Genomic DNA, 26,852 nt, shown 5'->3' with positions numbered 1-26,852 from the left:
GGTGCCGGTCCCCCACCCGGGGCCGGTCCCGCAGCCCGGACCGGCCCCGGTTCCGGCGCCCGCCCCGGCCGTCGCGTACCCGCCGCCGTTCGGGCCCACCCCGCCCGGCGTCCCGGCCCGCGGCGGCCTCACCGCCGCCCAGGTCCGGGGCACCAACGGTCTGGAGTCGGTCCCGGCGACGGGCTGGCCGAACGCCGCGGGGATGGGCCAGGCGGGCTGATCCGCGCCGGGTGCCCCTACCCGGCCGAGGTGGCCGGAGTGTCCGACGGGGTCGGGCAGGACGGGTCCGTCGGGGAGGCCGTGGGGTCGGGGGACGCGGTCCCCGGTTCCGTGGAGCAGCCGTCCGTGGCCGTCGGCGAGGGGCTCGGGCCGGTCGGGTCCGGCGAGGGGTCCGGGGTCTCGGTGGGCGACGACGGGGAGGGGTCCGGGCTCGTCGGGTGCACCGTCGGGGAGGGCGGGTTCGGGGCCGTGGACGGTACGGGGCGGGACGGGGACGGTCCGGGGCTGCCCGGCGTGGTGCTCGGGTCCGGGCCGATGTCGATGCCGTCGTCCGCGCCTCCACCGCCGTTCCCGCCGCCGTGTCCCCCGCCGCCGCTCTCGCCGTCGACGGGCTCGGTCGCCGGGGTGTCGCCGCCCGCGCCGGGGCTCTTCGGGACGACGCCCTTGCCGTCGGGGACGGTGTGGACTCCCCGGCTGTAGAACTCCAGCCAGTGCCTGACCAGTTCGAGGTAGGTGCGGGAGTTGTTGTAGCTGAGGACCGCCCGGTCCAGGTCCGCCGCCCGGCCCAGGTCCCGGTCACCGGCGCACAGGTAGTGCCCGGCCGCCAGCGCCGCGTCGAAGACGTTGTCCGGGTCGGCGCGGCCGTCGCCGTTGCCGTCCGCGCCCCAGCGGGCCCAGGTGGACGGCAGGAACTGCATCGGGCCCACCGCCCGGTCGTAGACCGTGTCGCCGTCGTGGGCGCCGCCGTCCGTGTCCCGGATCAGGGCGAAGCCCCGGCCGTCGAGGGGCGGTCCGGTGATCCGGCTCAGGGTCGTGCCGTTCCGGTCGACCGCGCCGCCGCGTGCCTGGCCGGACTCGACCTTGCCGATCGCCGCGAGCAGTTCCCAGGGCAGCCGGCAGCCCGGGTCCGTCCTGCCGACGGCCGTCTCGGCGGCGCGGTAGGCGCGCAGCACGGTGGCCGGGATGCCCGACTGGGCGCGGATCTCCGGCCCGAGGGCGGGGGCGGCCGAGCCGCCGTCCCGGGTCCTCAGCGGCGGGAGTTCGGTGTGGTAGGAGCCGTCGCCCGGCGGCACGAGTTCGGCGAACGGGCCGTCCGTCGTCGGCAGGCTCAGGTCGTCGGCCGCCGGTCCGGCGTGGGTGTCCTTCGCGTCGCCGGTGAGGCCGGGGGCCTGGGACGCGGTGAGGGCCGCCATGGCCGCCACCGCGAGGGCGGTCGTGCGCAGTCCCTTGCGGGCCCGCCCTCGGTACAGGCGTCGGGCACGGCGTACGGACATGGTCGTCACTCCTGTCGGATCCGTCGGAGGTGCGGGGGCGGGAGGCGGGAGACTGGTCAGGGCCGCGGGTTCGGGGGTGCGGTCGGGCGTGCGGTTCAGCGGCCGAAGGTGTCGAGGGCGGAGACCAGCCAGCGTCCGTCGCGGTGCACGACGTCGACGGCGAGCATGGCCGCCGCGTACACGCCCTCGTCCTGCGCGGTCCCTCCTCCCGCCTCGTTCTTCTGGTCCGTGGCGGCCTGCTTCCCGGTGGTGGCGACGCTGCTCTGGTCGGCGTAGACGAGGACCCGGGCCCGGTCGCCGTCGATCCGTTCGACCGCGCTCTCGGTGACCGTCGTGGTGATCACCGCCTTCTGCTCGTCGGCCCGCGCGCGGACGTCGGCGAACAGGTCGCGGTGCTGGTCGACGGCCTTGCCCGTCAGGAGGTCCTTGGCCGCCTCGTCGAGGGCGCCGGGGTCCGCGTGGTCGTAGGAGAAGAGCCGGTCGACGGCCTTGGCCACCTGTCCCTTGATCTCGCTGGTGCGGGCGAGGTCGGTCAGCGCGGTGTTGCTCCGCGCGGGCTCGGACCTGAGCCCTTCGGCCTTCGCGTGCGCCCAGCCCGCGAAGCCGCCGAGGAGCACCGTCAGCGCGCAGAGCAGCACGAGGAGCGGGGGGCGGCGGCGCGGCCGGCCCCCGGTGGCCTTCGGGGCCGCTCCGTCCGTGGACGGGTCGGCGGTGGCGGCCTCGGCGGGCTCCAGGACGGCGGTGGCGCCGCGCGTACCGGCCCCCCTTGGCGTGCGCTCGGTGTGTTCCGGGTGCCCGGCGGAGGCGGCGGGCCGGGTCTCGCGGGCCTGGCGGCGCCGCTGGCGGTTGATGTGGTGACGGGTCGTCGACATGGTGCGGTGTCCTCCTCGCTGCGGCCGGCTTCGCGGTACGGAACCGGGTCAGCCGGTCGATGTGCCGCCGACGGGTGCCTGTCCCAGGGCGCTCAGCTTCCACCGGCCGTCGGTCCGGGTGAGTTCGCCGAGCATGCGGCTGTCCTTGTCGGACTTCGCCCCGTCGGCCGCCTTGACGGTGACGCGCAGGGCGACCAGCACCCGGGCGCGTCCGGCGCGGTCGTCGAGTTCGGTGACCGCGCCGGACAGCACCCGGGCCGTGCTCACCGTCTTCGCCTCCTTCACCTGGGCGGCGAACTCGTCGCGCCCCGAGGCGAGTTGCTCGTGCAGCTCGCCGGTGGTCGACGACTCCCACAGGTCCAGGCCGCGCTTCAGCTCGCGGTGGTCGAGCGTGTTCAGGTTCTGCACGGCCTGCTCGCCGGCGGAGAGTGCCGCGTCCCGCTGGGTCGCGTACGCGGCCTGTTCGTCGTGGGCCGCCCGGTACCAGTCCTGGCCGGCCCAGGCGGCGAAGCCGCCCGCCACGAGGGTGAGGGCGAGGGCCAGGGCCGGCAGCGGCCGGGAACGGCCGGCGTCGAGGAGGCGGACCGCGCGTTTCATGGGGTGCTCCAGTCTCCCGCGCATGGTCAGCGGGCCTTGATGTCGACGATCCGCCACCGGTCGCCGTCGAGCCGGGCGGTGACGGTGAGCTGGGCCGCCGCGGTGGTGGTCTCGGCGTCGGCCTTGGCTTGGCCCTTCCCGTTGCCCTTGTCTTCGCCGCGGTGGGAGGTCTGGTCGAGGAAGACCAGCAGGCGGGCCCGGTCTCCGTCGAGTTCGATCACTCCGGTGCGGACGGCCCGGGTGCTCAGGGTGACGCGCTGCTCGGTGAGGTCGTCGCGGACCCGGGCGAAGAGGGTCTCGTACTGGCGGGCGGCGCGGCCGTCGAGGACGCTGTTCGCGGAGCGTTCGGCGGCCGCGGTGCCGTCCGGCGTGTAGGAGAAGATCCGGGCGAGGGCGTCGCCGACGTCGCCCGCGACGCGGGTGGTGGCCTCGGTGTCGGTGAGCGCGCGGTTCCGGGCGGGCGCCTCGGACCTCAACTGGTGGGCGGCGTAGAAGAATCCACAGCCGCCGAGGACGAGGACGGCGGCGGTCCCGGCCAGGGCCGCCCTCCGCAGGCGCCCGTTCGGCGGGCCCTTCTCGGCGGACGCCTCGGCGGCGGGCTCCGGCTCGGCGTCCGCGTCCGGGGCGTCCGCGTCCGGGGCCTGCTCGTCCTCCGTGCCGGGCTCCGGTGCGGCGCCCCTGCGCAGCAGCCACGTCGGTGTCATCACTCCTCGCCCTTCCCTTCCGCCACCGGCACGGCGCTCAGCGCCCGTACCTTCCACTCCCCCTCGCCCGTGCGGGCCAGGACCGCCTCCAGGCGTTTGCGGTCGGTGGACGGCTTCTTCGTCCCGGCGGGGGTGACCTGGACGCGTACGGTGGCGATGAGCTTGGCCGTGCCGGACCGCGTGTCGAGCGCGGTGACGGCGGCCTCGGTGACCGTGCCGCGCGCCGAGGTCCCGGCCGCCGCCTCGGTGTCGCCGAGTTCCTCGCGCAGCGGCCCGGTGGAGACGCTGCGCCAGTCCCGGATGCTCCGCTCCGCGCGCTGCCGGGTGGCGGCGTCGAGCGTGGTGAGTACGGCGATGCCGTCCCGCCCGTCGGCGAGCGCCTCGTCCCGCTCCCGGCCGTAGGCGAGCGCGTCGTCGGTGCGGGCCTCGGCGTACGTCCACGCGCCGGTGCCGCAGACGCCGAGGGCCAGCACGAGCCCCGCTCCGGTGAGGATCCCGGCCCGTCTCATCGCGTGCTCCCGGCGGCCGGGGCGAGGAGACCGGTCAGGCCGGCCGGCGCCTCACCGCTCTGTCCGGGCAGGGCGAGAGCGCCGGGGAGGGCCGGGGTGCTCTCCTTGGCCGGAGTGCCGCCCCCGGCCGGGGTTCCGCCGCTGCCCGAGGGCAGGGAACCGGGTCTGGCCGGGTCGGGCACCGGGCCGCTCTTCGGGGCGTTGGCGGAGCCGCGCACGTTCTTCCCGCTCGACGCGGGGGCGGTGCAGGCCGCGTCGGTGTTGAGGGCGGGCGCGGTGCCGAGGTCGAGGCCGTTGCGGTAGCGCGTGGCGCCGTAGCCGTCGGTACAGGGCAGGGGGCTGAAGAAGGTGACGGCCAGGCCGAGGTTCAGCCTGCCCCCGTCGACCGCGGTGGCGCCGGCGGCGACGGCCGCCGGGTACTTCACGAGGAGTTCCTCGATGCCGCGCTGCCGGGTGACGGCGACCTCGGAGGTGGTCAGGAGGTTGGCGAGGACGACGCCGAGGCTCGGGTCGAGGTCCCGCAGCAGGCCGCTGACCTGGGTGGCGGCCTCGGGGGTGACCGCGAGCAGGCGGCGCAGGTCGGTGTCGGAGCCCTTGAGCGCGGCGGCCAGGTCCTTGGCGCCGACGGCGAAGTCGCGGATGGCCCGCGCCTCCTGGGCCTGGGTGCGCAGGACGGTCTCGCCGTCGTTGATGAGCAGGGTGGTGGAGGGCAGGGCGCGGTCGGCGGCCTCGACGAAGTCGCTGCCGCTGTCGAGCAGCACCTGGAGGTCGTCGCCGTGCCCTTCGAAGGCCTTGCCGAACTCGTCGACGACCGTGCGCAGATCCTCCAGCGGCACCGAGCTGACGAGGTCGTCGACGCTGGTGAGGACGTCGGTGACGGGTGCGGGCACCTCGGTGTCGGCCTGTTCGATGCGGGTGCCGTCGGCGAGGTAGGGGGAGCCGTCGCTCTCGGGCCGCAGGTCGATGTACTGCTCGCCGACGGCGGACAGCCCGGCGACCACGGCCTTGGTGTCGGCCGGGATGCGGGGCGCGGACTTCTTGATGCGGAGTTCGGCGACGACGCCCTCGTCGGTGAGGTCGATCGGGCCGACCCGGCCCACCGAGACGCCCCGGTAGGTGACGTCCGAGTGGGTGAAGAGGCCGCCCGTGCGCGGCAGCCGGACGTCCACGGTGTAGTAGTCGGCGACGCCCACGTACCGGCCGAGGTCGGCGTAGCGGATGCCGAGGTAGGACAGGGCGAGGACGGCGACGACGAGGAAGGCGAGGTTCTTCAGCCGTACGGCCAAGGTGATCACTCGCGCTCACCTCCGGACTCCGACACGGAGGGCAGCGGCAGGGGCGAGGAGGAGGACCGCTTCTTCGCCGGTTTGTCCTCGGACACGAGCGGCGGGATCACCTGGGTCCCGGGCACGGCGGTCATGGTCAGATACGTGTTGAGGTAGTCGCCCTTCACGCCGCTCAGCACCTCGTCGGTGAACGGGTACGTCAGCAGCACCTGGAGCGAGTCGGGCAGGTCGGTGCCCGCGTCGGCCAGGGCCTTCAGCGTCGGCGCCACGGCCTTGAGGTCGGCGATCATGTCGTCCTTGCTCGCGTCGATGGTGGAGACGGCGACGCCGGACAGCGTGTCGAGGGAGCGCAGCATGGTCAGCAGGGAGCCGCGCTGCTGCTCCAGCGTCTTCAGTCCGGGCGACAGGTCGGTGAGGACGGTGCCGACGTCGTCCTTGCGGGTGGCGAGGGTCGAGGAGAGCCGGTTGACGGCGTCGAGGGCGTCGGTGATGTCTCCGCGGTGGTCGTCGAGGTCGCCCACCAGGGTGTTGACCCGTTTCAGCATGGAGCGGACCTCGGGTTCGCGGCCGCCGAGCGCGGCGTTGAGTTCCCGGGTGATGGTCTTGAGCTGGTTGACGCCGCCGCCGTTGAGGAGCAGGGACAGCGCGCCGAACACCTCCTCGACCTCGGTGTTGCGGCCGGTGCGGGCGAGCGGGATGACGCTGCCGTCCGTCAGCCGGCCGGTGCCGGTCTCCTTGGCGGGGGCGACGAGCTGGATGTACTTCTCGCCCAGCAGGCTGGACTGTTCGAGGCGTGCGGTGGCGTCGGCGGGCAGCCGCACGTCGCCGTTGATCTCCATGGTGACGCGGGCCGACCAGTCGTCCTCGCCGAGTTCGATGCCGGTGATCCGGCCGACGGCGACGTCGTTGACGCGTACGGCGGCGTGCGGGACGAGGCTGAGCACGTCCTGGAGTTCGGCGGTGACGGTGTAGGGGTGGTCGCCGAGGTCGGCGCCGCCCGGCAGCGGCAGGTCCTCGATGCCGTCGAAGCCGCTCGGTACGACGGTGACCCCGCCGAGGGTCAGGACGAGGGCGAGTCCGACGGCGGCCAGTGCGCCGGCGGTGAGGCCCGCGGCCCGGCCCGCGCCGGTTCTGCCGCGCCTCATCGCCCCTCCCCCTTCGCCCCGTCGGCCGCCCCGGCCACGGGCAGCGGCAGCAGCGGGCCGCCGCCGCTGATCTCGTTGAGGTTGGCGCGGCCGTCGAGGGTGCGGGTGTCCGGGTTGTAGGCGTTCACGACGTTGTCGGCGGCCAGGGGCGCCACGTCCAGCGCCTCGGCCAGCGAGGCGCGTTGCTCGACCAGGGTCCGGGTGAGGGGGACGAGCCGGTCGACGTTCTTCTTCAGCTCGCCCCGGTTGTCCTCGATGAAGGTCTTGACCTGGCCGAGGGCCTTGCCGAGTTCCTTCAGCGCGCCGGTGAGGTCGTCCTTGTTGTCGGCGAAGAAGCTGACGACGTCGTCCAGGCGTTCCTGCGCGGTGCGCACGTCGGTGTCCTTGTTCTTCAGCATGGTGGTGAAGGTCTGGAGGCTGCTGAGCGTCCTGAACAGGTCGCCGCTGCTGCCGTCGAGGGTCTTGGCCGCCTTGCCGAACTCCTCGACGGTGTCGCCGATGGCCTCGCCGTTGCCGTCGAGGTTGTCGGCGCCGGTCCTCAGCAGTTCGGACAGGGCGCCGTCGGAGTTGGCGCCGTCCGGGCCGAGGGCGTCGCCGAGTTCGGTGATCGAGTCGTAGATCTGGTCGATCTCGACGGGGACGTGGTTGCGGGAGGCGGGCAGTACGGCGCCGTCGGCGAGGGCCGGGCCCTCGCGGTAGGCGGGGGTGAGCTGCACGTAGCGGTCGGCGACGACGCTGGGCGCGACCACGACGGCCCGCGCGTCCTTCGGGACCTTGATCCCCTCGTCCAGGCGGAGGCCGACGCGGACCCTGGTGCCCTGGGGGTCCACCGACTCCACCTCGCCGACCCGGACCCCGAGGATGCGCAGGTCGGACCCGGCGTAGACGCCGATGGCGCGGTCGAAGTAGGCGGTGACGCGGGTGCCGTCGGGTTCGAGGACCCGGGCGGCGACCAGGCCGCCGGCGGCGAGCACCACGAGGGCGAGCACCCCGGTGAGGATCTTTCGGCGTCGGGTCATCACTCACCGCTCCCCTGGGCCGCCGCGGGCTGTTTGGGCGGCAGGCATCCGGTCTCGGGCTGGGAGGTCGCGGGCAGGTAGTCGCGGGGCACGACGCCGCACAGGTAGCTGTCGAACCAGCGGCCGTTGCCCAGGGTGTTGCCGACCAGGCGGTAGTAGGGGCCGACCAGCGCGAGGGTCTCGCCGAGCTGGGTGTTGTTCTTCTCCAGGACGCTGGTGACACGGCCGAGCGCCTTCAGCGTGGGGCCGAGCTGCTTCTCGTTGTCCTTGACGAGGCCGCCGAGTTCGGTGCCGAGGTCCTGGCTGCCCTTGAGCAGGGCGCTGATGGCGGTGCGGCGGTCGCGGAGTTCACCGAGCAGTGGGCCGCCGTCCTCGATGAGGGTCTCGAAGCTGGATTTGTTGTTCTCCAGCGTCTTGGTGAAGTCGGCGCTGCCCTTGAGGAGTTCGGAGAGCTTGGCGTCGCGCTTCGAGATCGACTTCGACAGGTCGGACAGACCGGTGGCCGCCTTGCGCACGTGCGGCGGGGAATCCTTGAAGGTGTCGGAGATGGTCGCGAAGCTCTCCGCGAGCCGCCCGGTGTCGATGTCGTCGACGGTGCCGCTGAGGTCCTGGAACGCCTGGGTCACGTCGTACGGGGACGTGGTGCGGGCCAGCGGGATGCGGACGCCCGGGTCCTGGCGGCCGGAGCCGAGCGGGTCGAGCGCCAGGTACTTGTCGCCGAGGACGGTCTTGATGGCGATGGCGGCGGTCGTCCGGTCGCCGAGCCAGGCGTCCTCGACCTCGAAGGTGACCTTGACCTTGGCGCCGTCGAGCGCGACGCCGGTGACCTGGCCGACCTTGACGCCGGCGATGCGTACCTCGTCGCCCTCGTCCAGGCCGGCGGCCTCGGAGAAGTCGGCGTTGTAGGTGGTCCCGCCGCCGAACGGCAGCCGGTCGACGTGGTAGGCGAGGAGGCCGATCAGGGTGAGGACGAGCAGTCCGGCGACGCCCACGGCTACGGGGTTGCGTTCCTTGACCGGCTTGAAGCGCGGCTGGTTGCGGGGGCGCGTCATCCGCGGCACCTCGATTCGGTGATCGCGATGCCGGTCGGCGGCTTCGAGCCGTCGGAGGTGGTCACTCCGCTCACGCGCGCCTCGCAGAGGTAGAGGTTGAACCACGATCCGTAGGAGGACAGGCGGGCCAGGGCGGTCATCTTGGCGGGGCTCTTCTCCAGGAAGTCCTCGATCTGCGGGGTGTGTGCGCCGAGGTTGGCCGAGAGCCGACCCAGTTCCCTGATGTCCTTCTTGAGGGGCGCGCGGCCGTCCTCCAGGAGTCCCGCGGTGACGGTGGTCAGGTCGCCCATGGCGGTGACGGCCTCGCCGAGGGGCTTGCGGTCCTGGTTGAAGCCGCTGACGAGCTTCTGGAGGGTGCCGACGAGGTCGTCGAAGTCGTCCTCGCGGTCGTTGAGGGTGTCCAGGACGGTGGTGAGGTTCTCCACGACCTGGCCGATCACCTTGTCCTTGGCGGCGACGGTCGTGCCGAGCGAACCGATGTGCCGGATCAGGCTGTCGACGGTGGTGCCCTCGCCCTGGAGCACCTGCACGATCGAGCCGGCGAGTTCGTTGACGTCCTTCGGGGAGAGGCCCTCGAACAGCGGCTTGAAGCCGTTGAAGAGCAGGGTGAGGTCGAGCGCGGGCGTGGTGCGGTCCAGCGGGACGGTGCCGCCCTCCGGGAGGGTGCCGGTGAGGTCGCCGCTGCCGCGGTCGAGGGAGACGTAGCGCTGGCCGACCATGTTGAGGTACTTCACGGCGGCGGTGGTCGACCGGGGCAGCCTGCGGTCGTCGCGGACGGTGAAGGTGACCTGCGCGGTGCGCCGGTGCACCACGCGGACGTCGGTGACCTCGCCGACCGTCACCCCGGAGATCCGCACGCTGTCGCCGTCGGTGAGCCCGGTGACGTCGGTGAACAGGGCCTTGTAGGTGCTGGTGCCGCTGGCGGAGTCGACGCTGGTGCCGGCGACGCTCAGACCGAGCACGGTGGTGGCGAGGGCGGTGACCACCACGAAGACGAGGGACTTGACCAGCGGTCCGGTCAGCGGGCGGCGCCGGGTGTGCGCGTGGTCGGCGCCGGTCATCCGAGGGTCACCTCCGTACCGCGGTAGACGGGGCCGACGAGCAGGCTGCTCCAGTCGGGCAGGTCGCCGGGGCTCTTCCCGGCGGCGGGCGCGAGGAGTTCGTTGACGAGGTCGTTCTCCTGCGGGGAGTTGGCGGGACCGAGGTCCTGCTCGGCCGCGGGGGCGGCGGCCCGCGCGGCGGGCCGGGGCAGGGCGCCGAGGTAGGGCACGGAGGGGCAGCGGGGACCGCCGCCGGCGTCGTACACCGGGGTGTCGCGGCCGGGCCGGTAGGCCCCGCGCGAGGCGACGCTGGTGACGTCGACGTGGATGCCGGGCCGGTCGGTGCCCTTGCCGAGCGCCTTGTCCATGGCCGGCACGAAGTCGGCGAGGGTGCGCAGGGTGCAGGGGAAGGCCGAGGAGTACTCGGCGAGCAGTTCCAGGGTGGGGCGGCTGGTGTCGCCGAGCCGGATGATGTTGTCCTTGTTCTTGCGCAGGAAGGCCGTCACGTCCTCGGCCGTCCGGGTCGTGGCGCCGAGGGTGGCGGCGAGTTCCGCCTCCTGCTCGGCGAGGGTGCCGCTGGTGGTGGTGAAGTCGGTGAGCGCCGTGATGATGTCGGGCGCGGCGTCCGCGTAGACATGGCTGACCTTCACGAGTTCCTTGAGGTCACGGTTGAGGGCGGGCAGGTTCGGGTTGAACTCCTCCAGGTGCTCGTCCAGCAGGCTGAGCGTGTCGCCGAGGCGTTCCCCGCGGCCTTCCAGGGCCTGCGAGACGGCGGACAGGGTCGCGGAGAGCTTCTGCGGCTGGACGGCGGTGAGCATCGGCAGCACGTCGTCGAGGACCTGCTGGAGTTCGATGGCGTTCGCGGACCGGTCCTGGGGGACGACGGCCCCGGCGGCCAGGGGTTCGGGCGAGGGGTCCGCGGGCGGTACGAGGGCCACGAACCGCTCGCCGAACAGGGTGGTGGGCAGCATCTGCGCGCGGACGTCGGACGGTACGTCGTCCAGCGCGCCGGGCTTCATGGCGAGGGTGAGCCGGGCGCCGTCGCCGGTGGCGTCGATGGCGCGGACCTCGCCGACGACGACGCCGCGCAGTTTCACCTCGGCGCCCGGGTGCATCTGGTTGCCGGCGCTGCCCGTCTCGACGACCACGGGGTCGGAGTCGGTGAACTTCTTGTCGTAGACGGCGACGGCCAGCCAGATCAGCAGGGCGGGCACCAGCACGAACACCACTCCGGCCAGCCGGTGGCGCAGCCGCCGGCCGCGTGCTCCTCGGGGTCCGCTCATCTCACCCCGCCACTTTCACGGTCGTGGTCGCGCCCCACAGGGCCAGCGACAGGAAGAAGTCGGTGACGCTGATCAGCACGATGGCGTTGCGCACGGACCGGCCGACGGCGACACCGACGCTGGCCGGGCCGCCGGAGGCGCGGTAGCCGTAGTAGCAGTGGGCGACGATCACCATCACGCTGAAGATCAGCACCTTCAGTACGGACAGCAGCACGTCCGTCGGGGAGAGGAAGAGGTTGAAGTAGTGGTCGTACGTCCCCCGGGACTGCCCGTTGAACAGGACGGTCACGTAGCGGGAGGCGAGGAAGGAGGAGAGCAGCCCGATGGCGTAGAGCGGGACGATGGCGACGACGCCGGCGATGATGCGGGTGGTGACGAGGTAGGGCATGGAGCGGATGCCCATGCCCTCCAGCGCGTCGACCTCCTCGTTGATGCGCATGGCGCCGAGCTGCGCGGTGAAGCCGGCCCCGACGGTCGCGGAGAGGGCGAGTCCGGCGACGAGGGGGGCGATCTCGCGGGTGTTGAAGTAGGCGGAGACGAATCCGGTGAACGCGGCCGTGCCGATCTGGTCGAGGGCCGCGTAGCCCTGGAGTCCGACGACGGTCCCGGTGAAGAGCGTCATCGCGATCATCACGCCGATGGTGCCGCCGATGACGCCGAGGCCGCCGGAGCCGAAGGCCACCTCGGCCAGCAGGCGCTGCACCTCCTTGAGGTAGCGGCGCAGGGTCCGCGGGATCCACAGCAGGGCCCGGACGTAGAAGAGGAGTTGGTCGCCGGAGCGGTCGAGCCAGACGAGCGGGGAGGCCATCGGACCTCAGCCTCCCTTCGGCGGGACGATCTGGAGGTAGACGGCCGTCATCACCATGTTGACGAAGAAGAGCAGCAGGAACGTGATGACGACGGACTGGTTGACGGCGTCGCCGACGCCCTTGGGGCCGCCGCGCGGGTTGAGCCCCCGGTAGGCGGCGACGATGCCCGCGATGAACCCGAAGACCAGCGCCTTGAGTTCGCTGACGTAGAGGTCGGGCAGCTGGGCCAGGGCGGAGAAGCTCGCGAGGTAGGCGCCGGGGGTGCCGCCCTGCATGATGACGTTGAAGAAGTAGCCGCCGAGGATGCCGACGACGGAGACCAGGCCGTTGAGCAGGACGGCGACGCCCATGGCGGCCAGGACCCGGGGCACGACCAGCCGCTGCACGGGCGATACGCCCATGACCTCCATGGCGTCGAGTTCCTCGCGGATCTTGCGGGAGCCGAGGTCGGCGCAGATGGCCGAGCCGCCGGCGCCGGCGATGAGCAGGGCGACGATGAGCGGGCTGGCCTGCTGGACGACGGCGAGGACGCTGGCGCCGCCGGTGAACGACTGGGCGCCCAGCTGCTCGGTCAGGGAGCCGACCTGGAGGGCGATGACGGCGCCGAAGGGGATCGAGACCAGGGCGGCGGGCAGGATGGTCACGCTCGCGACGAACCAGAACTGCTCGACGAACTCGCGGAACTGGAAGGGTCTTCGGAAGACGGCTCGGACGACTTCGGCGGCGAGCGCGAAGAGCCTGCCGGTCTGCCGCAGGGCGCCGGTGATCACGCGCCGCTCCCGGCGGCGGGCATCGGCAGGGTGGCCGCCTCGGCGTCCTTGGCGTAGGTGTCCCGGATGGCGGAGCGGGCCGCGGGCGGCAGCGTGTCGATCATGCCCATGACGCGCTCGCGCCGGCGGGCGACGGCCTGACGCGGCGGCAGGCCCGGCGAGGGCTCCAGCTGCGGCACGATCACCCGGGGCCCGTCGGGCACGGCGGGGGCGGCGTTCGCCTCGGCGGCGAGGGTGGCCGCGTCCTTCTCCTCGGACATCCCGATGGGTCCCTCGCGGCGGCCCCCCAGGAACTGGGCGACGACGGGCTCGTCGCTGGTGAGCAGCACCTCGCGCGGGCCGAAGGTGACTAGCTCGCGCAGGAAGAGCATCCCCATGTTGTCCGGCACGGTGGCGGCGATGTCGAGGTTGTGGGTGACGATCAGCATCGTCGCGTCGAGCTGTGCGTTCAGGTCGATCAGCAGCTGGGAGATGTAGGCGGTGCGGACCGGGTCGAGCCCGGAGTCCGGTTCGTCGCACAGGATGATCTGCGGGTCGAGGACGAGGGCGCGGGCCAGTCCGGCCCGTTTGCGCATGCCTCCGCTGATCTCTCCCGGGAGTTTTCCCTCCGCGCCCAGCAGCCCGACGACCTCGATCCGCTCCATGACGATGCGGCGGATCTCGGACTCCTTCTTGCGGGTGTGTTCGCGCAGCGGGAAGGCGATATTGTCGAAAAGTGACATGGAGCCGAAGAGGGCGCCGTCCTGAAACATGAGACCGAACAGTTTACGGGTCTCGTAGATGTCTCTTTCCGGACTGTTCACCATGTCCACCCCGTTGATGAGGACACGGCCCTTCTCGGGTTTGAGCAGCCCTATGAGCGACTTCAGGAAAACGGTCTTACCGGTTCCGGACGGGCCCAGCATCACGCTGACCTCTCCGGCCGGAAGGGTGAGTGACACGTCCCGCCAGATGCTCTGCTTACCGAAGGACTTGGTCAGGCCCTCGACCACTACTTCGATTCCCATATCACCTCCAGCGGACGCCAATCGGATACGCGCTGCGGGCCCGCACGTTAAGTCGGTACGGAGCGCACTGACAACGGGTGCGGCACGGATCACCGGCGCCCCGGTGGAACTTGTCACCGCGCAGACAACCCGGCCGCCCCGCACTTGTCTCCGGGGAGACAGGGCAGGGTCTCGCGGTTCCGGGGGGTGTGGATCCCGCGGGACCCCGCCGGCGGACACCCGGGCCCGACAGGAGGTGGGGCCCGCACGCGTCCGCCATGGCTCCGGCCGACGGGGGCCACCGACCTGGAACCGAGCATCGCACCGGCACGTTACGGCCGAGTAACCTCGACGGGCAACACCGGAATCGGAGTTTTCCGGGATACCGACTCCGGCCATACGGAACCTGTCAGGGAGGACACAAAAACCACTCGGGAACTTGTCATCGAGTGAGTACGGAAACCCCGGCGCGTGCGACGGTGGTGACGCGGGAGCGGCCCGGGACGGCCGCTCGACCTTGGCAGCAGGTGACTAAGAGGAATCGCGATTCACTCACCCCGGAAACAGCTTGTTCCACTTTTCAAAGAATCATGGACGGCCGCATTGTTCGGCTATGTTTCCGGCGAGTAACGTCACGGCGCAATGCAGGTCAACCCTCAAGGAGACCGAGTCATGAAGAAGAGCATCAGAAGGTCCGCCCTCGTGGTGTGTGCGGCCGCGTCGGCACTCGGCCTCGCCGCCGTCCCGTCCTCGGCGGTGCCCTCCACGGTGTGGACGGTCAACCCCTCGCCGGCCGCCTTCAACGCCGTGAACGTCGGCAACATCGTGCTGACCGCCACCATCCCCATGACGTGCACGACCTCGAACGCGGCCGGGACGATGGCGAGCGCCACCGGCAACCCCGGCGACGTCGCCGACATCACCACCATGAACTTCGGTGCGTCCGGCTCGCCGTGCACCAGCGTCCTGGGCAACGTCACCACCACGTCGGTCACCCCGTGGGACGTCATCGCGCTGGACTACAACGCCTCCACCGGTGTCACCAAGGGCTACGTCGGCAACGTCAAGGCCAACGTGACCGCCGGCGCCTGCAAGTTCACGGTGACGGGCAAGGCGTCGGGCACGTACACCAACTCCACCGGTGTGCTGGCGATCAACAGCACCGCCGGTGAACTGGTGGTCACCAACCCCGTCAACTGCGGGGCGATCGTCACGACCGCCACCAAGCCCACCTTCAAGGGCAACTACGCCGTCAAGGTGGCCAGCACCGGCGCCATTCCGACCATCGTCGGCTCCAACCCGTAGGCCGCCGACCAGCCCGTCCGCCCGGCCGGCACCCCGGCCGGGCGTTCGCGGGCCCGGTGCCGCGCCCGAGAAGACACGGCCTCCCGTCCGAGCCATCCGAGCGGAGTCGCATGCAAGCCAAGCCAGCCGCCGCCCCGCGGCCGCCCCGGGCCCGGGCCCGTGCCCGGACCACGTCGATCGCCGCGTTCGTGGTGCTCGCCGCCCTGGTCCCGACCGGGGCCTCCGCCTCGGGCACCCAGGAGGTCGAGGCCGAGCTGCCCTACGTCTGCACCCTCCCCTCGGGGCAGTGGCCCGCGACGGTGCGGATCTCGGCCCACTTCCCGGAACGGGCCGGGGCGGGCGAGGCGTTCACTCCGTCCGACGTCACCACCACCGTGGAACTCCCGGCCCAGGCGGTCGCGGACCTCACCGCCCGCGACGCGGCCGAGGTGCGGGCGGCCACCCGGCTCGCCGTCGGCGTCGCCCAGAACGCGGCCACGGCGACGGCGACCTGGCGGGGCAGCTCCGAGCCGGTTCCGCTGCCCGAGTCGGGCCCGCTGACGCTGACCACGACGGGCGACGTCCCCTCCGTGGCCGGCCGGGGCGACGGCGACCTGACGTTCTCCGCGGGCGCCCTCGCGCTCGACCTGGCGCTCGGGGCGGCGGACCCGGCCACCGCCGACCCCGGCTCGCTGACCGTCGACTGCGCCCTCGCCGAGGACGCGCCCGGCCAGGGGCTGCTGGCGACCGTACCGGTCGGCGCGGGCGAGCCGGCACCGAGCGGTTCGCCGTCCGCGTCGGGACCGGCCGAAACCTCCGGGGCGCCGGACGACGGAGGGCCGGACGAACCGGCGGACCGGCAGCCGGAGCGGCAGTCCGAGAGGTCGCCGAAGGTGCTGGAGAACGCCCCCGGCACCGCCGTGGACCGCGACGACGTCCCGCCGTGCCGCTACGACGAGCAGCACCCGCCCACCTCGAAGTCGCTCAACGCCTACATCACCGGCTACACCAACGTACGGAAGCAGAAGGCCGCCTCGTACCTGCCGCCGTCCTGCATGCTGATCGAACAGGGTGACCCCGTGATGGGCCCCCTCGACCCGGAAGCCCTCATCTTCGACACCCTGTCGTGGGGCGACTTCAGTTATCAGGGGCGCAAGCAGACACCGCCGTTCCGGAGCACCTTCCTGTCCTTCGACTTCGTTCCGGTGACCGCCACCATGGTGCTGGAGCAGACCGGCCCCGTCAGGATCGACTCACGTCTGAAGCTGTACCTCCTCGAGGGTCTGACGACCATGGACACCTACGTCCGGGCTCCGTTGGTCCTTCATGTGACCTCGCTCGAGGTCAACGGGACACCGTTGGACGTCGGTCCGGGGTGCCGGACCGAGAAGTCCCTCACCTCCGCCGACCCGGACCCCGCGAACTTCCCCGGTGACCACCTGGTGCTGTTCGGACGCGGCGAGCAGGTCACCGGCCAGCCCGCCACCGGCTACCAGCTCACCTCCGGCGGTGTGCTGTCCGGCGAGACGACCATCCCGGCCTTCACCGGCTGCGGCACCGACGGCGAGGACCTCGACCGGTTGCTCACCGCCTCCGTCTCCGGCCCCGGCAACTACATCAAGCAGGTCCAAGGGCAGACGTGCGCAGTCATGAACGTCAACCCGCTGGAGTGCACCGAGGACCTCCAGCCCGCCCAGATCCCCGTCGCCGAGCGCTGATCCGGCGCCGCGCTCCCGCCCCTCCCACCTCCACGGAAGGCCACCACCATGCCCCCGATCTCCACCCGTACCCGGCTCGCCACCGTGTCCGCGCTGACCGCGCTCGGCGCCTTCGCCTCGCTGGGCACCGCGACCGCGGCGGACCCCGCGCTGAACGGCGAGTGGGCCCCCTTCACCCGCTGTCCCGTGGACGCCCCGGCGATGCTGGCGGCCGACGGCTTCGAGAAGACCCCGCAGTGCGTGGTGTCCACCTCGGCGAGCGGCTCCATCAAGCTGGGCGACACCGTCGTGACGACCGGCAGGACCAACCTCCAGATGGGCGTCGTCCAGAACGCGGACGGCACCAGCAGCGTGGTCGCCCCCGCCTCCGGCGCGCTGGTCGCCGAGCCCGCCACCGTGCCCGGCGGACTGCTCGGCCTGATGTGCCCGAGCGACATATTCGTGATCACGGGGATCTGCAAGTCGCTGGAGAACTCCAGCCTCAACAAGATCACCGCGACCATGGAGTCGGCCGGCGCGCCCTACGCCTTCGACCAGACCGCGGGTGTCCTCACCGACCTGCCGATCGTCGCCCTGCCGGTCCGCATCCACCTGGAGAACCCGCTGCTCGGCGACAAGTGCTACATCGGGACGGCCGCCCACCCGATCGTGCTGCGCCCGGAGAACCGCACCTACCCCGAGTTCGGCATGACCTTCTTCCAGGGCGACGGAACCGAGGACGCGGCCGGCGAGATGAGCCGGATCAACCTCACCGGCGCCGCCCAGAACGACAGCACCTTCGCGGTGCCCGGCGCCACCGGCTGCGGCCTGAACGTCGGTCTGATCAACGCCGCGGTGAACGCGAAGACCGGGCTGCCCTCCGCCGCCGGGAACAACAGCCTCACCCTCAACGACACCCGGACCCACCTCACCGGCCTCAACGCGCCCGGCACCGTCGTCCCCGACGCCGGCAAGGTCCTCTCGGAGAACTGGCACTCCGCCGTCAACTAGCGGCCGTGCACACGCGGTTGGCGACGTACACAACCGTGACACGATTCCTCCCCAAGAGATGTACAACACAACAAAGTTGATTTACCGTCTGCTTGCCAGACCGGTGAACGCCTTGGACCGGTCCAGGCTCCGCCCGCCGAGGGCGGGGCCCGGTCGGCCCATCCCCACCGGACATGTCGACGGCAAGGGATCACTCATGCCCTCAAGCGCGCGTCCCTCGGTGCTCGGTGAACCGCTCGACCCCCTGCCCAAGAAGTTCGCGGCCTTCATGCGCCCGCTGCTTCCCGGGCTGCTGAACGAGATACGCACCGAGGTCACCCGCAGCTACCCGGTGTACGGCAGGCTGCTCAACGGCCCGGACGGGGACGCGATCCGCCAGGGCGTCGAACAGGCGCTGACCGCCTTCGTGGACCGGGTGGCCGACCCCTCCAGCAGCTCCGAGCTGCGGGACGAACTGCTGCGCAGGTTCGGCCGGGTGGAGGCGTACGAGGGCCGCGACCTGGAGGTCCTCCAGGGCGCCTACCGGCTCGGCGCCCGCATCGCGCTGCGCCGGGCCAAGACACTGGGCCGGCAGTACAGCCTCTCCCCCTCGCTGATCCTCGCCTTCGCCGACGCGCTCTTCGCGTACGTCGAGGAACTGGAGGCGATCACCCGCGAGGGGTACGCGGAGGTCCGGGAGCGGGCCGCCTCCGAGGAGTCCGCGTTACGAAGACAGTTACTGCACTTCCTCCTGGCCGCCTCCCCGCTGCCCCGCACGGCCGTCTCCGAACTGTGCAAGGCCGCCGCCTGGGAGCTGCCCCGGTCGTGTTTCCTCGTGGCCCTGCGGTCCCCGGCGCCCGACCACATCCAGGCGGGACTCGACCGGGACGTCCTCGCCGACCTGGACATCCCCCAGCCGCACCTGCTCGTGCCCGGCGACCTCACGCCCGCCCGCCTGGACATGCTCCGCACCGCCCTGACCGGCACCCGCGCCGCGCTGGGCCTGACGGTACCGATCACCCAGGCCGCCGACTCCGTCCGCTGGGCCCGCCGCGTGCTGCAGCTCGTTGACGACGATGTCATACCCGACGCTCCGCTGATCCGCTGCGAGGAGCACCTGACGACCCTGTGGCTGCTGTCCGACTCCGCCCTGGTCGACCGGATCGCGGCCCGTGAACTGGCCCCGCTCGACGCCTTGCCGGCCAGGCGGCGCGACCGGCTGGTCGAGACCCTGCGCGTGCACGTGTCCACCCGGGCGCCCGCGGAGCAGGTCGGCGAGATGCTGGGCGTGCACGCGCAGACCGTCCGCTACCGCCTGCGGACGCTGGACACCCACCTGGGCGACCGGCTCGCCGACCCCGACCACCGCTTCGCCATCGAGGTGGCCCTCCGCTCGCTGCACCTGCGGGGCCACGACGACGCGGAGTGATGCCCGGGGCCGGTGTGCGGGTCCGTACCGGCGGGCGGCTCAGTACGCCACGGGCCAGCCGCTGCTCCAGTCCAGGAGGTTGATGCCGAGCTTGGGCGTCCCGTTGTCGTTGCCGTCGTAGTAGTGGTAGACGATCAGGTCGCCGTCCACGTCGTTCATGATCGACTGGCCGCCGGGGCCGATGACGCTGCCGTGCGACTCCAGGACCGGCGTCCCGCCGTTGTTCATCATCGAGACGCCGTTGCGGTCGCGGTAGGGCCCGGTGACGCTCGTCGCCCGGCCGACCTTGACCTTGTAGGTGGAGCTGGTGCCGTCGCAGCACACGTCGTACGAGGCGAAGAGGTAGTAGTACCCGTTCCGCTTGACGACGTACGGGGCCTCGACGGCCTTGGTGCCCGTCGGGCGGGAGGCGAGGGAGCGGCGGGCGGTGTCGGAGGCGAGCTGCCTGCCGGTGGCCGGGTCGACGCGGATCATCTTGATGCCGGTCCACCAGCTGCCGAAGGACAGCCACCAGGTGCCGTCGTCGTCGACGAAGAGGTTCGGGTCGATGGCGTTGTAGTCGCTGGCGGCGTTCGAGGTATAAACGATGCCCCGGTCGCTCCAGCTGCCCGGCGCCCCGGTGGTGGAGACCGCGAGCCCGATGGCGGAGGTGTTCACCCCGAAGGACGAGACGGAGTAGTACATCAGGTACGTGCCGCCGTGGTACGAGATGTCGGGCGCCCAGGCCTCGGGGACGTTCGAGTACTGCGACCACCAGGTGGGCCGGGAGCCGAAGGCGTCCGCCCCGGCGGAGAAGGCGGTGCGGTCCGAGGACGCCTTGCTGCTGATGCCGCCGCCGGTGGCGTAGAGCCGGTACTGCCCGGACGAGGTGCGGATCATCGTCGGGTCGTGCGTGACGACGGAGCCGGTGACCCGGCCGGGGTTCGGATAGGCCGACGCCGTGGAGGGGACGAGGGCGAGCAGGGCTGCGGTCGGGAGAGCGAGGAGTGCGGTTCGTGTGCGCAGGCGGCTCATGGATGGCGCTCCTGTTCTGTTGTTGCATTGATTGTCCGTGATTTCGAACATTGGTCGCCTCTTCGGACGGGAACGTAGGGTCGATGCCGTCGCGCGTCAATGCTCTGAGCGGCGACGGTGGCCAACGTCCGGAAAACGCCGGGTTTCACAGGTGTCCGGCGTATGAATGCGAACAGGCGAATCGCCGGACCCGCGCTCCCTCGCACCGCAGCCCCGTCACCATGGCCTCCCGTGTCACCGTCCTGAGGGGGAGCCGGGCGTGAGTCTGTCCTGGGGTTCCGTGGCCGCCGTGCTGGGCCTGGCCGTGCCCGTCGTGGCCGCGCTGTGGGAGTTCGTGCTGGCGGGCCGCAAACGGCTCGGCTACCGCGTCCAGTTGGACACCACGATCCGGGACTCGGCCGCCTCGGGGCCCGACACCACGGTGCTGCAGCGCATGCAGTGGGACGGTACGAACCTGCGCGACCCCTCGGTCGTGCTGCTGCGGATCGAGAACGCCGGCTGGAGTCCCGTGGTGGCCGGCGACTACGTCGCTCCCGCCAGCGACCCCGTGGGCATACGCATCGCCTTCCCCGGCCGCCGTGTGGTCGGCATGACCGTCACCGAGCGCAGTGCCCAGGTGCCGCCCTCCTTCTTCGTGCCGGGCGCCGAGGGGTTCGAGACCACGGGCCGGGAGATCAGGCTGCCCAAGGTGATCCTCAACCGCAGGGCGCACTACAAGGTCCTGGCGGTCCTGGACCGTGAAGAGGGCTTCACCGACCCCGAGTTCCCCGAGCCGGAGGTCACCGCGGGGGTCGTCGGCGGGGTGCGCGGCGGGAACATCAAGAAGACCGCGTACTACCCGTTCGCCTCGCGGCAGGTCCGGTGGCTGCTCGCCTCGCTCATCCTCGTCAGCGCCACCCAGTCGGGGTTCACCCTGGCCGGGAGCGGCGACGGCGCGGCCGCGCCGCTGGACTGCGCCGCCGGGACCCTGCACCTGTCGGGTTCCACGGCCTTCGCGCCAGTGCTGCGCGAGGCCGCCAGGCAGTACGAGCGGACCTGCCCGGACGCCCGTATCCCGCTGACCGCGACCTCGTTCAAGGGCAGCGTCGACGGGCTCGACACCCTCGCCGCGGCCGGTGCGGGCGCCCGGCTCCCGGACGGCCGGGGCCTGGGCGACGGACTGTCGTTCAGCGACGGACCGAAGTCCGACGGCCGCCCGCGGCTGCTGCCCAGGCCCGTCGCGCTGTCCCTGTTCACCCTGGTCGTGCACGAGGACGCGGGGGTCGAGGACCTGTCCCTGAAGCAGGTACGGGACATCTACGCCGGGAACATCACCAACTGGAGCCAGGTCAAGGGCAACGACGTGCCCATTCACCTGGTCAGCCGGAACCCCGGCTCGGGCACCCGCACCACCCTCGAACAGCAGGTCCTCGACGGCCGCCCCCTCCCGGCGGTCACCACGCCCGACTGCGCGGGCCTCGACCGCGGCCGGCCGGGCCGCTGCGAGGTGGGCGGCACCGGGACGCTGCTGGACACGGTGGCCGCCACCCCCGGGGCGCTGGGGCACAGCGAGGTCGGCGCCGCCGCCGCGCACGACGACGTCCGGCAGATCCGCATCGACGGCTTCCCGGCCACACTGGAGGGCGCCGACGAGGGGGCGTACCCGTACTGGCAGACGGAGATCGCCTACACCTACGGCGAACCGCCGGCCGACTCGATCGCGGCGGGTTTCCTGCGTTACCTCGCCAACGAGGTCGGCAAGGACGTCATCCGCTCCAAGGGCCACCGCCCCTGCGCCGAGCTGGACAAGCCGCTGCTGTGCCGGCCGGACGGTTCACCCGCCGCGAGGTGACGCCCCGGGAGGGGCCCGGTCACACCGGCCGCCAACCGGCCGCCTCCCGTCGAACGGGCCGGGACCTACGGGTTCTCCCAGGCCGCCGGTTCCGCCGCCAGCTCCCGCACCGGGTCCGGCAGCGCGTCCGCCGCGAGGTCCGCGATCGTCACGCCCTCCAGGATCCTGCGCACGTTGGCGCGCAGCGCCACCCACAGCGGCAGCAGCGGCCCCGCCGTGCCCGTGTAGACCAGCCCCGTCGGCCGCTCCCCGCGCACGGAGACGATCGGGCCGTCCACCGCCCGGATCACGTCCGCCACCGTGATGGCCGCCGCCTCGCGCGCCAGCCGGTACCCGCCGCCCCCGCCGCGCCGGCTCGCCACGACGCCGCCGCGCCTGAGGTCCCCGAGGATCCCCTCCAGAAATTTGTGCGGAATGTCCTGTGCGGCGGCCACGTCCTCCGCCTTGACCGGGGAATCGTCCTGCCGGACGGCCAGTTCCAGTACCGCCCGTACCGCGTAGTCCGCACGCGCCGAGATCCTCATGCCGACCATTGTGGCGCGCGCTGGGACAATGGCCCGGCACAGGCGTCCCGGGCTACTGACGGGACCAGAGGTACGCGCGCAACAGGAGAGGCTCCCTTGGAGCTCAGCAGGCCCAGCAAGCTCGGCAGACGAGCGTTCAGCGCCCTCGCGGGCACCACCGTCCTCGGTCTCGCGCTCGGCGGCAGCGTGAGCAGCGCGGCGCTGTCCGCCCCCGGCGCCCCGGGCCCGGTGCCCACCGGGCCGCCGCCCGGCCCGCCCGGCGCCGACGGCCGGCGCCACCGGATCGCCATGGACCGGTACTCCCTGCTGGTGGACGGCAGACGGCTGGCCCTGTGGTCCGGCGAGCTGCACCCCTTCCGGCTGCCGAGCCCGTCCCTGTGGCGGGACGTGCTCCAGAAGATGCGGGCGTACGGCCACAACGCGGTCAGCGTGCGCCTGGCCTGGAACCAGCACTCCCCCGCCCCCGGCCGGTACGACTTCACCGGCGTCCGCGACCTCGACCTGTTCCTGCGCACGGCCGCCGAGTGCGGTCTGTACGTCGTCCTGCACCCCGGCCCGTACATCGGCGCCGGCGTGGACGCCGGGGGCCTGCCCGGCTGGCTCACGACGGCCGGGGGGCGGGCCAGGACCACCGACCCCGCCTACCTGCGCCACGCCGACGAGTGGCTGGGCCGGGTCAACGCGATCGCCGCCCGGCACCAGTTCACCCGGGGCGCCGGCACGGTGCTGCTCTACCGGGCGGACACCCCCGAGCGCGCCGACCTGGACCACCTGCGGGAGCGGCTCCGCGCCGACGGCGTCGAGGTGCCGCTGCTGCACGCCGGCTCGCCGCTGGCCTGGCAGGAGCCGGAGCCGACCCGGGACGCCGCCGAGGCGCGGCGGGCCCACTTCGACCGCCTGACGCGGGGGAGCACGCTGCACAACGTCCGCATGGCGTTCGGCGGCACCTCGTGGGGATGGCTGCCCGCGCCGTCGGCGCCCTCCCCGACGTACGACCCCACCGCGGCGATCGACGAGGCACGGCGGCCGACGGCCAAGCTCGCGCCGCTCCACCAGCTCGGCCACCTCCTGCGGCACGTACCGGACTTCGCCCGGATGACCGAGGCGCCGGCGGTCCGGGCCGCGGACCCCCGGCTCCGGGTGCGGCACCTGGCCAACCCGGACACCGGCGCGCACGCCTACGTCCTGCGCAACGACTCCGCGGCCGACGTCACCTCGACGCTGCCGATGGGCGGCAGGGACGTGGAGGTCACCGTCCCCGCCCGGGACGCCAAGCTGCTCGCCACGGGCCTCCGCCTGGGCGCGGGGCGCGAGCTGGCGTACGCCACCGTGCAGCCCATGCTGTCGCTGAGCGTCGGGAAGCTGGACGTCGCCGCGTTCGTGGGGCGGGCCGGTGAGATGGCGCACCTGGTCCTGGACTGTCCGGACGAGCCGTGGCCGACCCGGCTGGACGAGGAGGCGGCCTGGACCTTCGACGACGGCAAGCTGCACGTGATGGTGCCGCTGAAGGAGGACCGCCTGACCCGGGTGCGGGTGCGCAGCGGCGAGACCGACCGCACCCTGCTCCTCCTCTTCGCCGACGACGCCGCCTCGCTGCGGCTGTGGCCGTACGAGACCCCGTCGGGCCGGGTCCTGGTGCGCGGCCCCGAGCTGCTGCGCGAGGCCGCGCTGGACGGTGCCGTGATCCGGCTGACCGGTGACACGGTCGACGAGCGCGAGCTGGAGGTGTGGGCGCCGCCCGGCATCACGGACGTCACCTGGAACGGCGCGCCGGTGCAGTCGGGACTGGGCCGCGCCCAGAGCCTGATGACCGTGTGGCCGCTGCCCGGGGTGCCCGACCTGGTCCTGCCCGCGCTCGACGGCTGGCGGCGGCGCACGGAGAACTTCGAGTCGGGGCGCGACTACGGCGACGAGGGCTGGACGGTCGCCGACCGGCGCACGTCGCACGGCACGACCCCGGTCCCCGACGGGCAGCCGGTGCTCTTCGCCGACGACTACGGCTTCCACTACGGCGACGTCTGGTACCGCGGCCGCCTCACCGGCGCCTCGGGCCTGGAGTCGGTGTCCCTGTCGTACCGGACCGGCGCGCACGGCCTGCTGATGGCCTGGCTGGACGGGGAGCCGCTGGGCAGCCACCGGCCGGGCGGGGCGGGCGACGGGAAGGGCACCTGGACGGCCACGGCGGACTTCCGGCTGCCGCGGCCCCTGCGCGCGGGGGGCGGCGAGGACGGTGAAGCCGTCCTGTCCGTCCTGGTCCGGCGCACGCAGCACGACCAGGACGCGTACCGGTCGGCCCGCGGGCTCGCGTCGGCGCGCTTCGAGGGCGCCTCGCCCGACGTGCGCTGGCGGATCATGGGCGCGCCCGCCCCCGACCCGGTGCGCGGGCCGCTCAACACCGGCGGCCTGTACGGCGAACGCCACGGCTGGCACCTGCCCGGGTACGACGACGGCGCCTGGGAGCCGGTGTCCCCGGCGGCTGCCCGGGACGAGGACCGGCGCCAGGGCGTGACCTGGTACCGGACCACGTTCCGCCTGGACGTCCCGCCGGAGACCGACGCCTCGGTCGGCCTGGTCCTCGACGGCGTCCCGGGCCGCGACGTGCGCGTCCAGGTCTTCCTGAACGGCTGGAACATGGGCGCGTACGTGGGCGGCCGCGAGGGCGCCCCGCACACCTTCGTCCTGCCGAACGGCATCCTGCGCACCCGCGCCGCCGCCAACACCCTGGCCCTCGCGGTCCTGTCCGGCGCCGACGCACCGCCGGGCCCCGGCCCGGTCCGCCTGGAGCTGCTGGGCAGCGCGGCCGGAGGAGTACCGGTGAAGCCCGTCACCTCCCCGGGCCGGCCGCACCGCGGTTGACGGCCGTCGGTGTCGTCCGGCGGTGTCGTCCGGCGGTGCAGGTGCGGTCCGGGGGCGGGGCGGGGGTCGCCCCGCCCCCGGCTTCGGAGTCGCACGCCGCCGAAAGGGCGGGTCCGGCTCAGCGCAGCCGGATCACGTTCCAGGACAGCGGCTCCAGGGCGGCGGTGAGCCTGCCGTCGCTCAGGGCCGTGCCGTCCACCGGGTGCGGGACGACCCGCTCGGGCTCGGCGAGGGTGTTGCGGGCGTCGGGGTCGGCGTCCGCGAGGGCGCTGTGCTCGACGACCTCCGTCAGCTCCAGGCCGCTCAGGGCGGCCTCCAGCGGGAGGGCCTCGGTGCGGGAGCGGTTGACGGCGAAGACGGTGACCGTACCGTCCTCGGCACGCACGGCGGTGGCGTGCAGGAGGTCGGCCTCGCCGTACTTCGCCGTCTGGTACGTCGGGGAGTCGACCCGGACGTCGAGCACCTCGCCGCGGCCGTGCTTCGAGGCCTGGGAGAAGGGGAAGAACGTCGTCTGGCGCCAGGCCGGGCCGCCCGGCTCGGTCATGATCGGGGCGATGACGTTGACCAGCTGGGCGAGGCAGGCGACGGTGACGCGGTCGGCGTGGCGGAGCAGGGCGATCAGGAGCGAGCCGAAGACGACCGCGTCCAGGACGCTGTAGTTGTCCTCCAGCAGGCGCGGCGCCTCGGGCCAGTCCAGGACGCTCACCTGGGCCTCGGTCCTGCTCATGTACCAGACGTTCCACTCGTCGAAGGAGAGGTTGATCCGCTTCTTCGACTTGAGGCGGGCGCCGACGTGGTCGCAGGTGGCGACGACGTTCTCGATGAACGACTCCATGTCGACGGCGGAGGCGAGGAAGGAGTCGACGTCGCCGTCGTGCGGTTCGTAGTAGGCGTGCAGGGAGATGTGGTCGACCAGGTCGTAGGTCTCCTTGAGGACCGTCGCCTCCCAGGCGGCGAAGGTGTCCATCGCCTGGCTCGACGACCCGCAGGCGACCAGTTCGACGTCCGGGTCGATCTGGCGCATGGCGCGGGCGGTCTCGGCGGCGACGCGGCCGTACTCCTCGGCGGTCTTGTGGCCGGTCTGCCAGGGGCCGTCCATCTCGTTGCCGAGGCACCAGAGCCTGATGCCGAAGGGGTCCTTGTCGCCGTGCTCGGCGCGCAGGTCGGACAGCGCCGTGCCGGCGGGGTGGTTGGCGTACTCCTGGAGTTCCAGGGCCTCGGCGACGCCGCGGGTGCCGAGGTTGACCGCCATCATGGGCTCGGCCTGGGGGCCGATCTTCTTCAGGAAGGCGATGTACTCGGACAGGCCGAAGCGGTTCGTCTCGGTGGAGCGCCAGGCCAGGTCGAGGCGGCGCGGGCGGTCCTCCACCGGGCCGACGGAGTCCTCCCACTTGTAGCCGGAGACGAAGTTGCCGCCGGGGTAGCGGACGGCGGTGACGCCGAGTTCCCTGACCAGCTCCAGCACGTCCTGGCGCAGGCCCTCGGCGTCCGCGGTGGGGTGCCCGGGTTCGAAGACGCCGGTGTACACGCACCGTCCGAGGTGTTCGACGAAGGAGCCGAAGAGGCGGGGGTTGACGGCGCCGACGGTGAAGGCGGGGTCGAGGGTGAAGCGGGCGGTGCGCATCTTTTCCTTTCGGGGGGGGTGACGTGTCCTCGTACGGG

Annotated in this window: 23 protein-coding genes and 1 pseudogene; 7 read left to right on the top strand and 17 right to left on the bottom strand. The window is 72.6% G+C overall.

Annotated features, from left to right (window positions below; all coding sequences use genetic code 11):
* Nucleotides 1-220: pseudogene (locus BZZ08_RS29550) on the top strand (histidinol-phosphate aminotransferase family protein); the annotation flags it as partial.
* Between the two features lie 16 nt (nt 221-236).
* Here BZZ08_RS29550 and BZZ08_RS29545 read toward each other — a convergent pair.
* The 14 genes from BZZ08_RS29545 to BZZ08_RS29480 all read right to left on the bottom strand — a co-directional run bounded on the left by BZZ08_RS29545 (nt 237) and on the right by BZZ08_RS29480 (nt 13,586).
* Nucleotides 237-1,493: a lytic transglycosylase domain-containing protein gene (locus BZZ08_RS29545; protein WP_104635270.1), complete on the bottom strand. Its 1,257-nt coding sequence runs from the start codon at nt 1,491-1,493 to the stop codon at nt 237-239.
* Nucleotides 1,494-1,588: 95 nt separating this feature from the next.
* A complete protein-coding gene (locus BZZ08_RS29540; protein ID WP_104635269.1) occupies nt 1,589-2,365 on the bottom strand; it encodes a hypothetical protein in 777 nt (258 codons plus the stop codon).
* Nucleotides 2,366-2,413: 48 nt separating this feature from the next.
* Nucleotides 2,414-2,962 (bottom strand): nuclear transport factor 2 family protein, encoded by a 549-nt coding sequence (locus BZZ08_RS29535; RefSeq protein WP_104635268.1) that lies wholly within the window; start codon nt 2,960-2,962, stop codon nt 2,414-2,416.
* 26 nt (nt 2,963-2,988) lie between these two features.
* Entirely contained in the window at nt 2,989-3,666 is a 678-nt protein-coding gene (locus BZZ08_RS29530) for a nuclear transport factor 2 family protein (RefSeq protein ID WP_104635267.1), read from the bottom strand.
* Nucleotides 3,666-4,175 (bottom strand): hypothetical protein, encoded by a 510-nt coding sequence (locus BZZ08_RS29525; RefSeq protein ID WP_104635266.1) that lies wholly within the window; start codon nt 4,173-4,175, stop codon nt 3,666-3,668. The genes BZZ08_RS29530 and BZZ08_RS29525 overlap by 1 nt, the downstream gene beginning before the upstream one ends.
* Nucleotides 4,172-5,470 carry an MlaD family protein gene (locus BZZ08_RS29520; RefSeq protein ID WP_104635265.1) on the bottom strand — a complete coding sequence of 433 codons (1,299 nt, stop codon included), beginning with the start codon at nt 5,468-5,470 and terminating at the stop codon, nt 4,172-4,174. Before BZZ08_RS29520 ends, BZZ08_RS29525 begins: the two co-directional genes overlap by 4 nt.
* Nucleotides 5,467-6,606, bottom strand: coding sequence for an MCE family protein (locus BZZ08_RS29515; RefSeq protein WP_104635264.1), 1,140 nt, complete (start codon nt 6,604-6,606; stop codon nt 5,467-5,469). Before BZZ08_RS29515 ends, BZZ08_RS29520 begins: the two co-directional genes overlap by 4 nt.
* Nucleotides 6,603-7,625, bottom strand: a complete 1,023-nt coding sequence (locus BZZ08_RS29510) for an MCE family protein (RefSeq protein WP_104635263.1) — start codon at nt 7,623-7,625, stop codon at nt 6,603-6,605. The genes BZZ08_RS29515 and BZZ08_RS29510 overlap by 4 nt, the downstream gene beginning before the upstream one ends.
* A complete protein-coding gene (locus BZZ08_RS29505; protein ID WP_104635262.1) occupies nt 7,625-8,677 on the bottom strand; it encodes an MCE family protein in 1,053 nt (350 codons plus the stop codon). The genes BZZ08_RS29510 and BZZ08_RS29505 overlap by 1 nt, the downstream gene beginning before the upstream one ends.
* A complete protein-coding gene (locus tag BZZ08_RS29500) occupies nt 8,674-9,738 on the bottom strand; it encodes an MCE family protein (RefSeq protein WP_104635261.1) in 1,065 nt (354 codons plus the stop codon). Before BZZ08_RS29500 ends, BZZ08_RS29505 begins: the two co-directional genes overlap by 4 nt.
* On the bottom strand, nt 9,735-11,000 hold the full coding sequence (locus tag BZZ08_RS29495) for an MCE family protein (protein ID WP_104635260.1): 1,266 nt from the start codon (nt 10,998-11,000) through the stop codon (nt 9,735-9,737). Before BZZ08_RS29495 ends, BZZ08_RS29500 begins: the two co-directional genes overlap by 4 nt.
* Nucleotide 11,001: 1 nt before the next feature.
* The gene (locus BZZ08_RS29490; RefSeq protein ID WP_104635259.1) at nt 11,002-11,808 is read right to left on the bottom strand and encodes an MlaE family ABC transporter permease; all 807 of its coding nucleotides are present in this window, start codon (nt 11,806-11,808) and stop codon (nt 11,002-11,004) included.
* Between the two features lie 6 nt (nt 11,809-11,814).
* On the bottom strand, nt 11,815-12,579 hold the full coding sequence (locus BZZ08_RS29485; protein WP_104635258.1) for an MlaE family ABC transporter permease: 765 nt from the start codon (nt 12,577-12,579) through the stop codon (nt 11,815-11,817).
* Nucleotides 12,576-13,586, bottom strand: coding sequence for an ABC transporter ATP-binding protein (locus BZZ08_RS29480; protein WP_198601759.1), 1,011 nt, complete (start codon nt 13,584-13,586; stop codon nt 12,576-12,578). Before BZZ08_RS29480 ends, BZZ08_RS29485 begins: the two co-directional genes overlap by 4 nt.
* Before the next feature lie 651 nt (nt 13,587-14,237).
* On the opposite strand from BZZ08_RS29480, the gene BZZ08_RS29475 reads away from it, so the two are divergent.
* The 4 genes from BZZ08_RS29475 to BZZ08_RS29460 all read left to right on the top strand — a co-directional run bounded on the left by BZZ08_RS29475 (nt 14,238) and on the right by BZZ08_RS29460 (nt 18,965).
* Nucleotides 14,238-14,870, top strand: coding sequence for a hypothetical protein (locus BZZ08_RS29475; protein ID WP_104635256.1), 633 nt, complete (start codon nt 14,238-14,240; stop codon nt 14,868-14,870).
* A gap of 110 nt (nt 14,871-14,980) precedes the next feature.
* Nucleotides 14,981-16,567: a DUF6801 domain-containing protein gene (locus BZZ08_RS29470; protein ID WP_104635255.1), complete on the top strand. Its 1,587-nt coding sequence runs from the start codon at nt 14,981-14,983 to the stop codon at nt 16,565-16,567.
* Nucleotides 16,568-16,615: 48 nt separating this feature from the next.
* On the top strand, nt 16,616-17,557 hold the full coding sequence (locus tag BZZ08_RS29465; protein ID WP_104635254.1) for a hypothetical protein: 942 nt from the start codon (nt 16,616-16,618) through the stop codon (nt 17,555-17,557).
* A gap of 196 nt (nt 17,558-17,753) precedes the next feature.
* Entirely contained in the window at nt 17,754-18,965 is a 1,212-nt protein-coding gene (locus BZZ08_RS29460; protein ID WP_104635253.1) for a PucR family transcriptional regulator, read from the top strand.
* 39 nt (nt 18,966-19,004) lie between these two features.
* Here the strand turns inward: BZZ08_RS29460 and BZZ08_RS29455 are convergent, their stop codons facing one another.
* Nucleotides 19,005-19,979, bottom strand: coding sequence for an arabinan endo-1,5-alpha-L-arabinosidase (locus BZZ08_RS29455; RefSeq protein WP_104635252.1), 975 nt, complete (start codon nt 19,977-19,979; stop codon nt 19,005-19,007).
* Between the two features lie 259 nt (nt 19,980-20,238).
* Here BZZ08_RS29455 and BZZ08_RS29450 point away from each other — a divergent pair, with 259 nt between their 5' ends.
* Complete coding sequence (locus BZZ08_RS29450) at nt 20,239-21,810, top strand: substrate-binding domain-containing protein (RefSeq protein WP_104635251.1); 1,572 nt, start codon at nt 20,239-20,241, stop codon at nt 21,808-21,810.
* A 65-nt stretch (nt 21,811-21,875) separates the two neighbouring features.
* Here the strand turns inward: BZZ08_RS29450 and BZZ08_RS29445 are convergent, their stop codons facing one another.
* On the bottom strand, nt 21,876-22,334 hold the full coding sequence (locus BZZ08_RS29445) for an RrF2 family transcriptional regulator (protein ID WP_104635272.1): 459 nt from the start codon (nt 22,332-22,334) through the stop codon (nt 21,876-21,878).
* Between the two features lie 96 nt (nt 22,335-22,430).
* Here BZZ08_RS29445 and BZZ08_RS29440 point away from each other — a divergent pair, with 96 nt between their 5' ends.
* Nucleotides 22,431-25,190: a beta-galactosidase gene (locus BZZ08_RS29440; RefSeq protein WP_104635250.1), complete on the top strand. Its 2,760-nt coding sequence runs from the start codon at nt 22,431-22,433 to the stop codon at nt 25,188-25,190.
* 118 nt (nt 25,191-25,308) lie between these two features.
* Here the strand turns inward: BZZ08_RS29440 and arfA are convergent, their stop codons facing one another.
* Nucleotides 25,309-26,814 (bottom strand): arabinosylfuranosidase ArfA, encoded by a 1,506-nt coding sequence (gene arfA / locus BZZ08_RS29435; RefSeq protein WP_104635249.1) that lies wholly within the window; start codon nt 26,812-26,814, stop codon nt 25,309-25,311.
* Between the last annotated feature and the right edge of the window lie 38 nt (nt 26,815-26,852).

Origin of the sequence: Streptomyces sp. MH60 (genome assembly GCF_002939385.1) — a bacterium.
In the GTDB taxonomy this organism is placed as follows: domain Bacteria; phylum Actinomycetota; class Actinomycetes; order Streptomycetales; family Streptomycetaceae; genus Streptomyces.
Note: the sequence above shows the minus strand (reverse complement) of the source record. Positions and strands in the feature narration are given on the sequence as shown.

Excerpts from the sequence above, each read along its gene's own strand:
- BZZ08_RS29545 (WP_104635270.1), bottom strand. The coding sequence starts at position 1,493 with ATGTCCGTACGCCGTGCCCGACGCCTGTACCGAGGGCGGGCCCGCAAG.
- BZZ08_RS29540 (WP_104635269.1), bottom strand. The coding sequence starts at position 2,365 with ATGTCGACGACCCGTCACCACATCAACCGCCAGCGGCGCCGCCAGGCC.
- BZZ08_RS29535 (WP_104635268.1), bottom strand. The coding sequence starts at position 2,962 with ATGAAACGCGCGGTCCGCCTCCTCGACGCCGGCCGTTCCCGGCCGCTG.
- BZZ08_RS29530 (WP_104635267.1), bottom strand. The coding sequence starts at position 3,666 with ATGACACCGACGTGGCTGCTGCGCAGGGGCGCCGCACCGGAGCCCGGC.
- BZZ08_RS29525 (WP_104635266.1), bottom strand. The coding sequence starts at position 4,175 with ATGAGACGGGCCGGGATCCTCACCGGAGCGGGGCTCGTGCTGGCCCTC.
- BZZ08_RS29515 (WP_104635264.1), bottom strand. The coding sequence starts at position 6,606 with ATGAGGCGCGGCAGAACCGGCGCGGGCCGGGCCGCGGGCCTCACCGCC.
- BZZ08_RS29510 (WP_104635263.1), bottom strand. The coding sequence starts at position 7,625 with ATGACCCGACGCCGAAAGATCCTCACCGGGGTGCTCGCCCTCGTGGTG.
- BZZ08_RS29505 (WP_104635262.1), bottom strand. The coding sequence starts at position 8,677 with ATGACGCGCCCCCGCAACCAGCCGCGCTTCAAGCCGGTCAAGGAACGC.
- BZZ08_RS29500 (WP_104635261.1), bottom strand. The coding sequence starts at position 9,738 with ATGACCGGCGCCGACCACGCGCACACCCGGCGCCGCCCGCTGACCGGA.
- BZZ08_RS29495 (WP_104635260.1), bottom strand. The coding sequence starts at position 11,000 with ATGAGCGGACCCCGAGGAGCACGCGGCCGGCGGCTGCGCCACCGGCTG.
- BZZ08_RS29490 (WP_104635259.1), bottom strand. The coding sequence starts at position 11,808 with ATGGCCTCCCCGCTCGTCTGGCTCGACCGCTCCGGCGACCAACTCCTC.
- BZZ08_RS29480 (WP_198601759.1), bottom strand. The coding sequence starts at position 13,586 with ATGGGAATCGAAGTAGTGGTCGAGGGCCTGACCAAGTCCTTCGGTAAG.
- BZZ08_RS29475 (WP_104635256.1), top strand. The coding sequence starts at position 14,238 with ATGAAGAAGAGCATCAGAAGGTCCGCCCTCGTGGTGTGTGCGGCCGCG.
- BZZ08_RS29470 (WP_104635255.1), top strand. The coding sequence starts at position 14,981 with ATGCAAGCCAAGCCAGCCGCCGCCCCGCGGCCGCCCCGGGCCCGGGCC.
- BZZ08_RS29465 (WP_104635254.1), top strand. The coding sequence starts at position 16,616 with ATGCCCCCGATCTCCACCCGTACCCGGCTCGCCACCGTGTCCGCGCTG.
- BZZ08_RS29460 (WP_104635253.1), top strand. The coding sequence starts at position 17,754 with ATGCCCTCAAGCGCGCGTCCCTCGGTGCTCGGTGAACCGCTCGACCCC.
- BZZ08_RS29455 (WP_104635252.1), bottom strand. The coding sequence starts at position 19,979 with ATGAGCCGCCTGCGCACACGAACCGCACTCCTCGCTCTCCCGACCGCA.
- BZZ08_RS29445 (WP_104635272.1), bottom strand. The coding sequence starts at position 22,334 with ATGAGGATCTCGGCGCGTGCGGACTACGCGGTACGGGCGGTACTGGAA.
- arfA (WP_104635249.1), bottom strand. The coding sequence starts at position 26,814 with ATGCGCACCGCCCGCTTCACCCTCGACCCCGCCTTCACCGTCGGCGCC.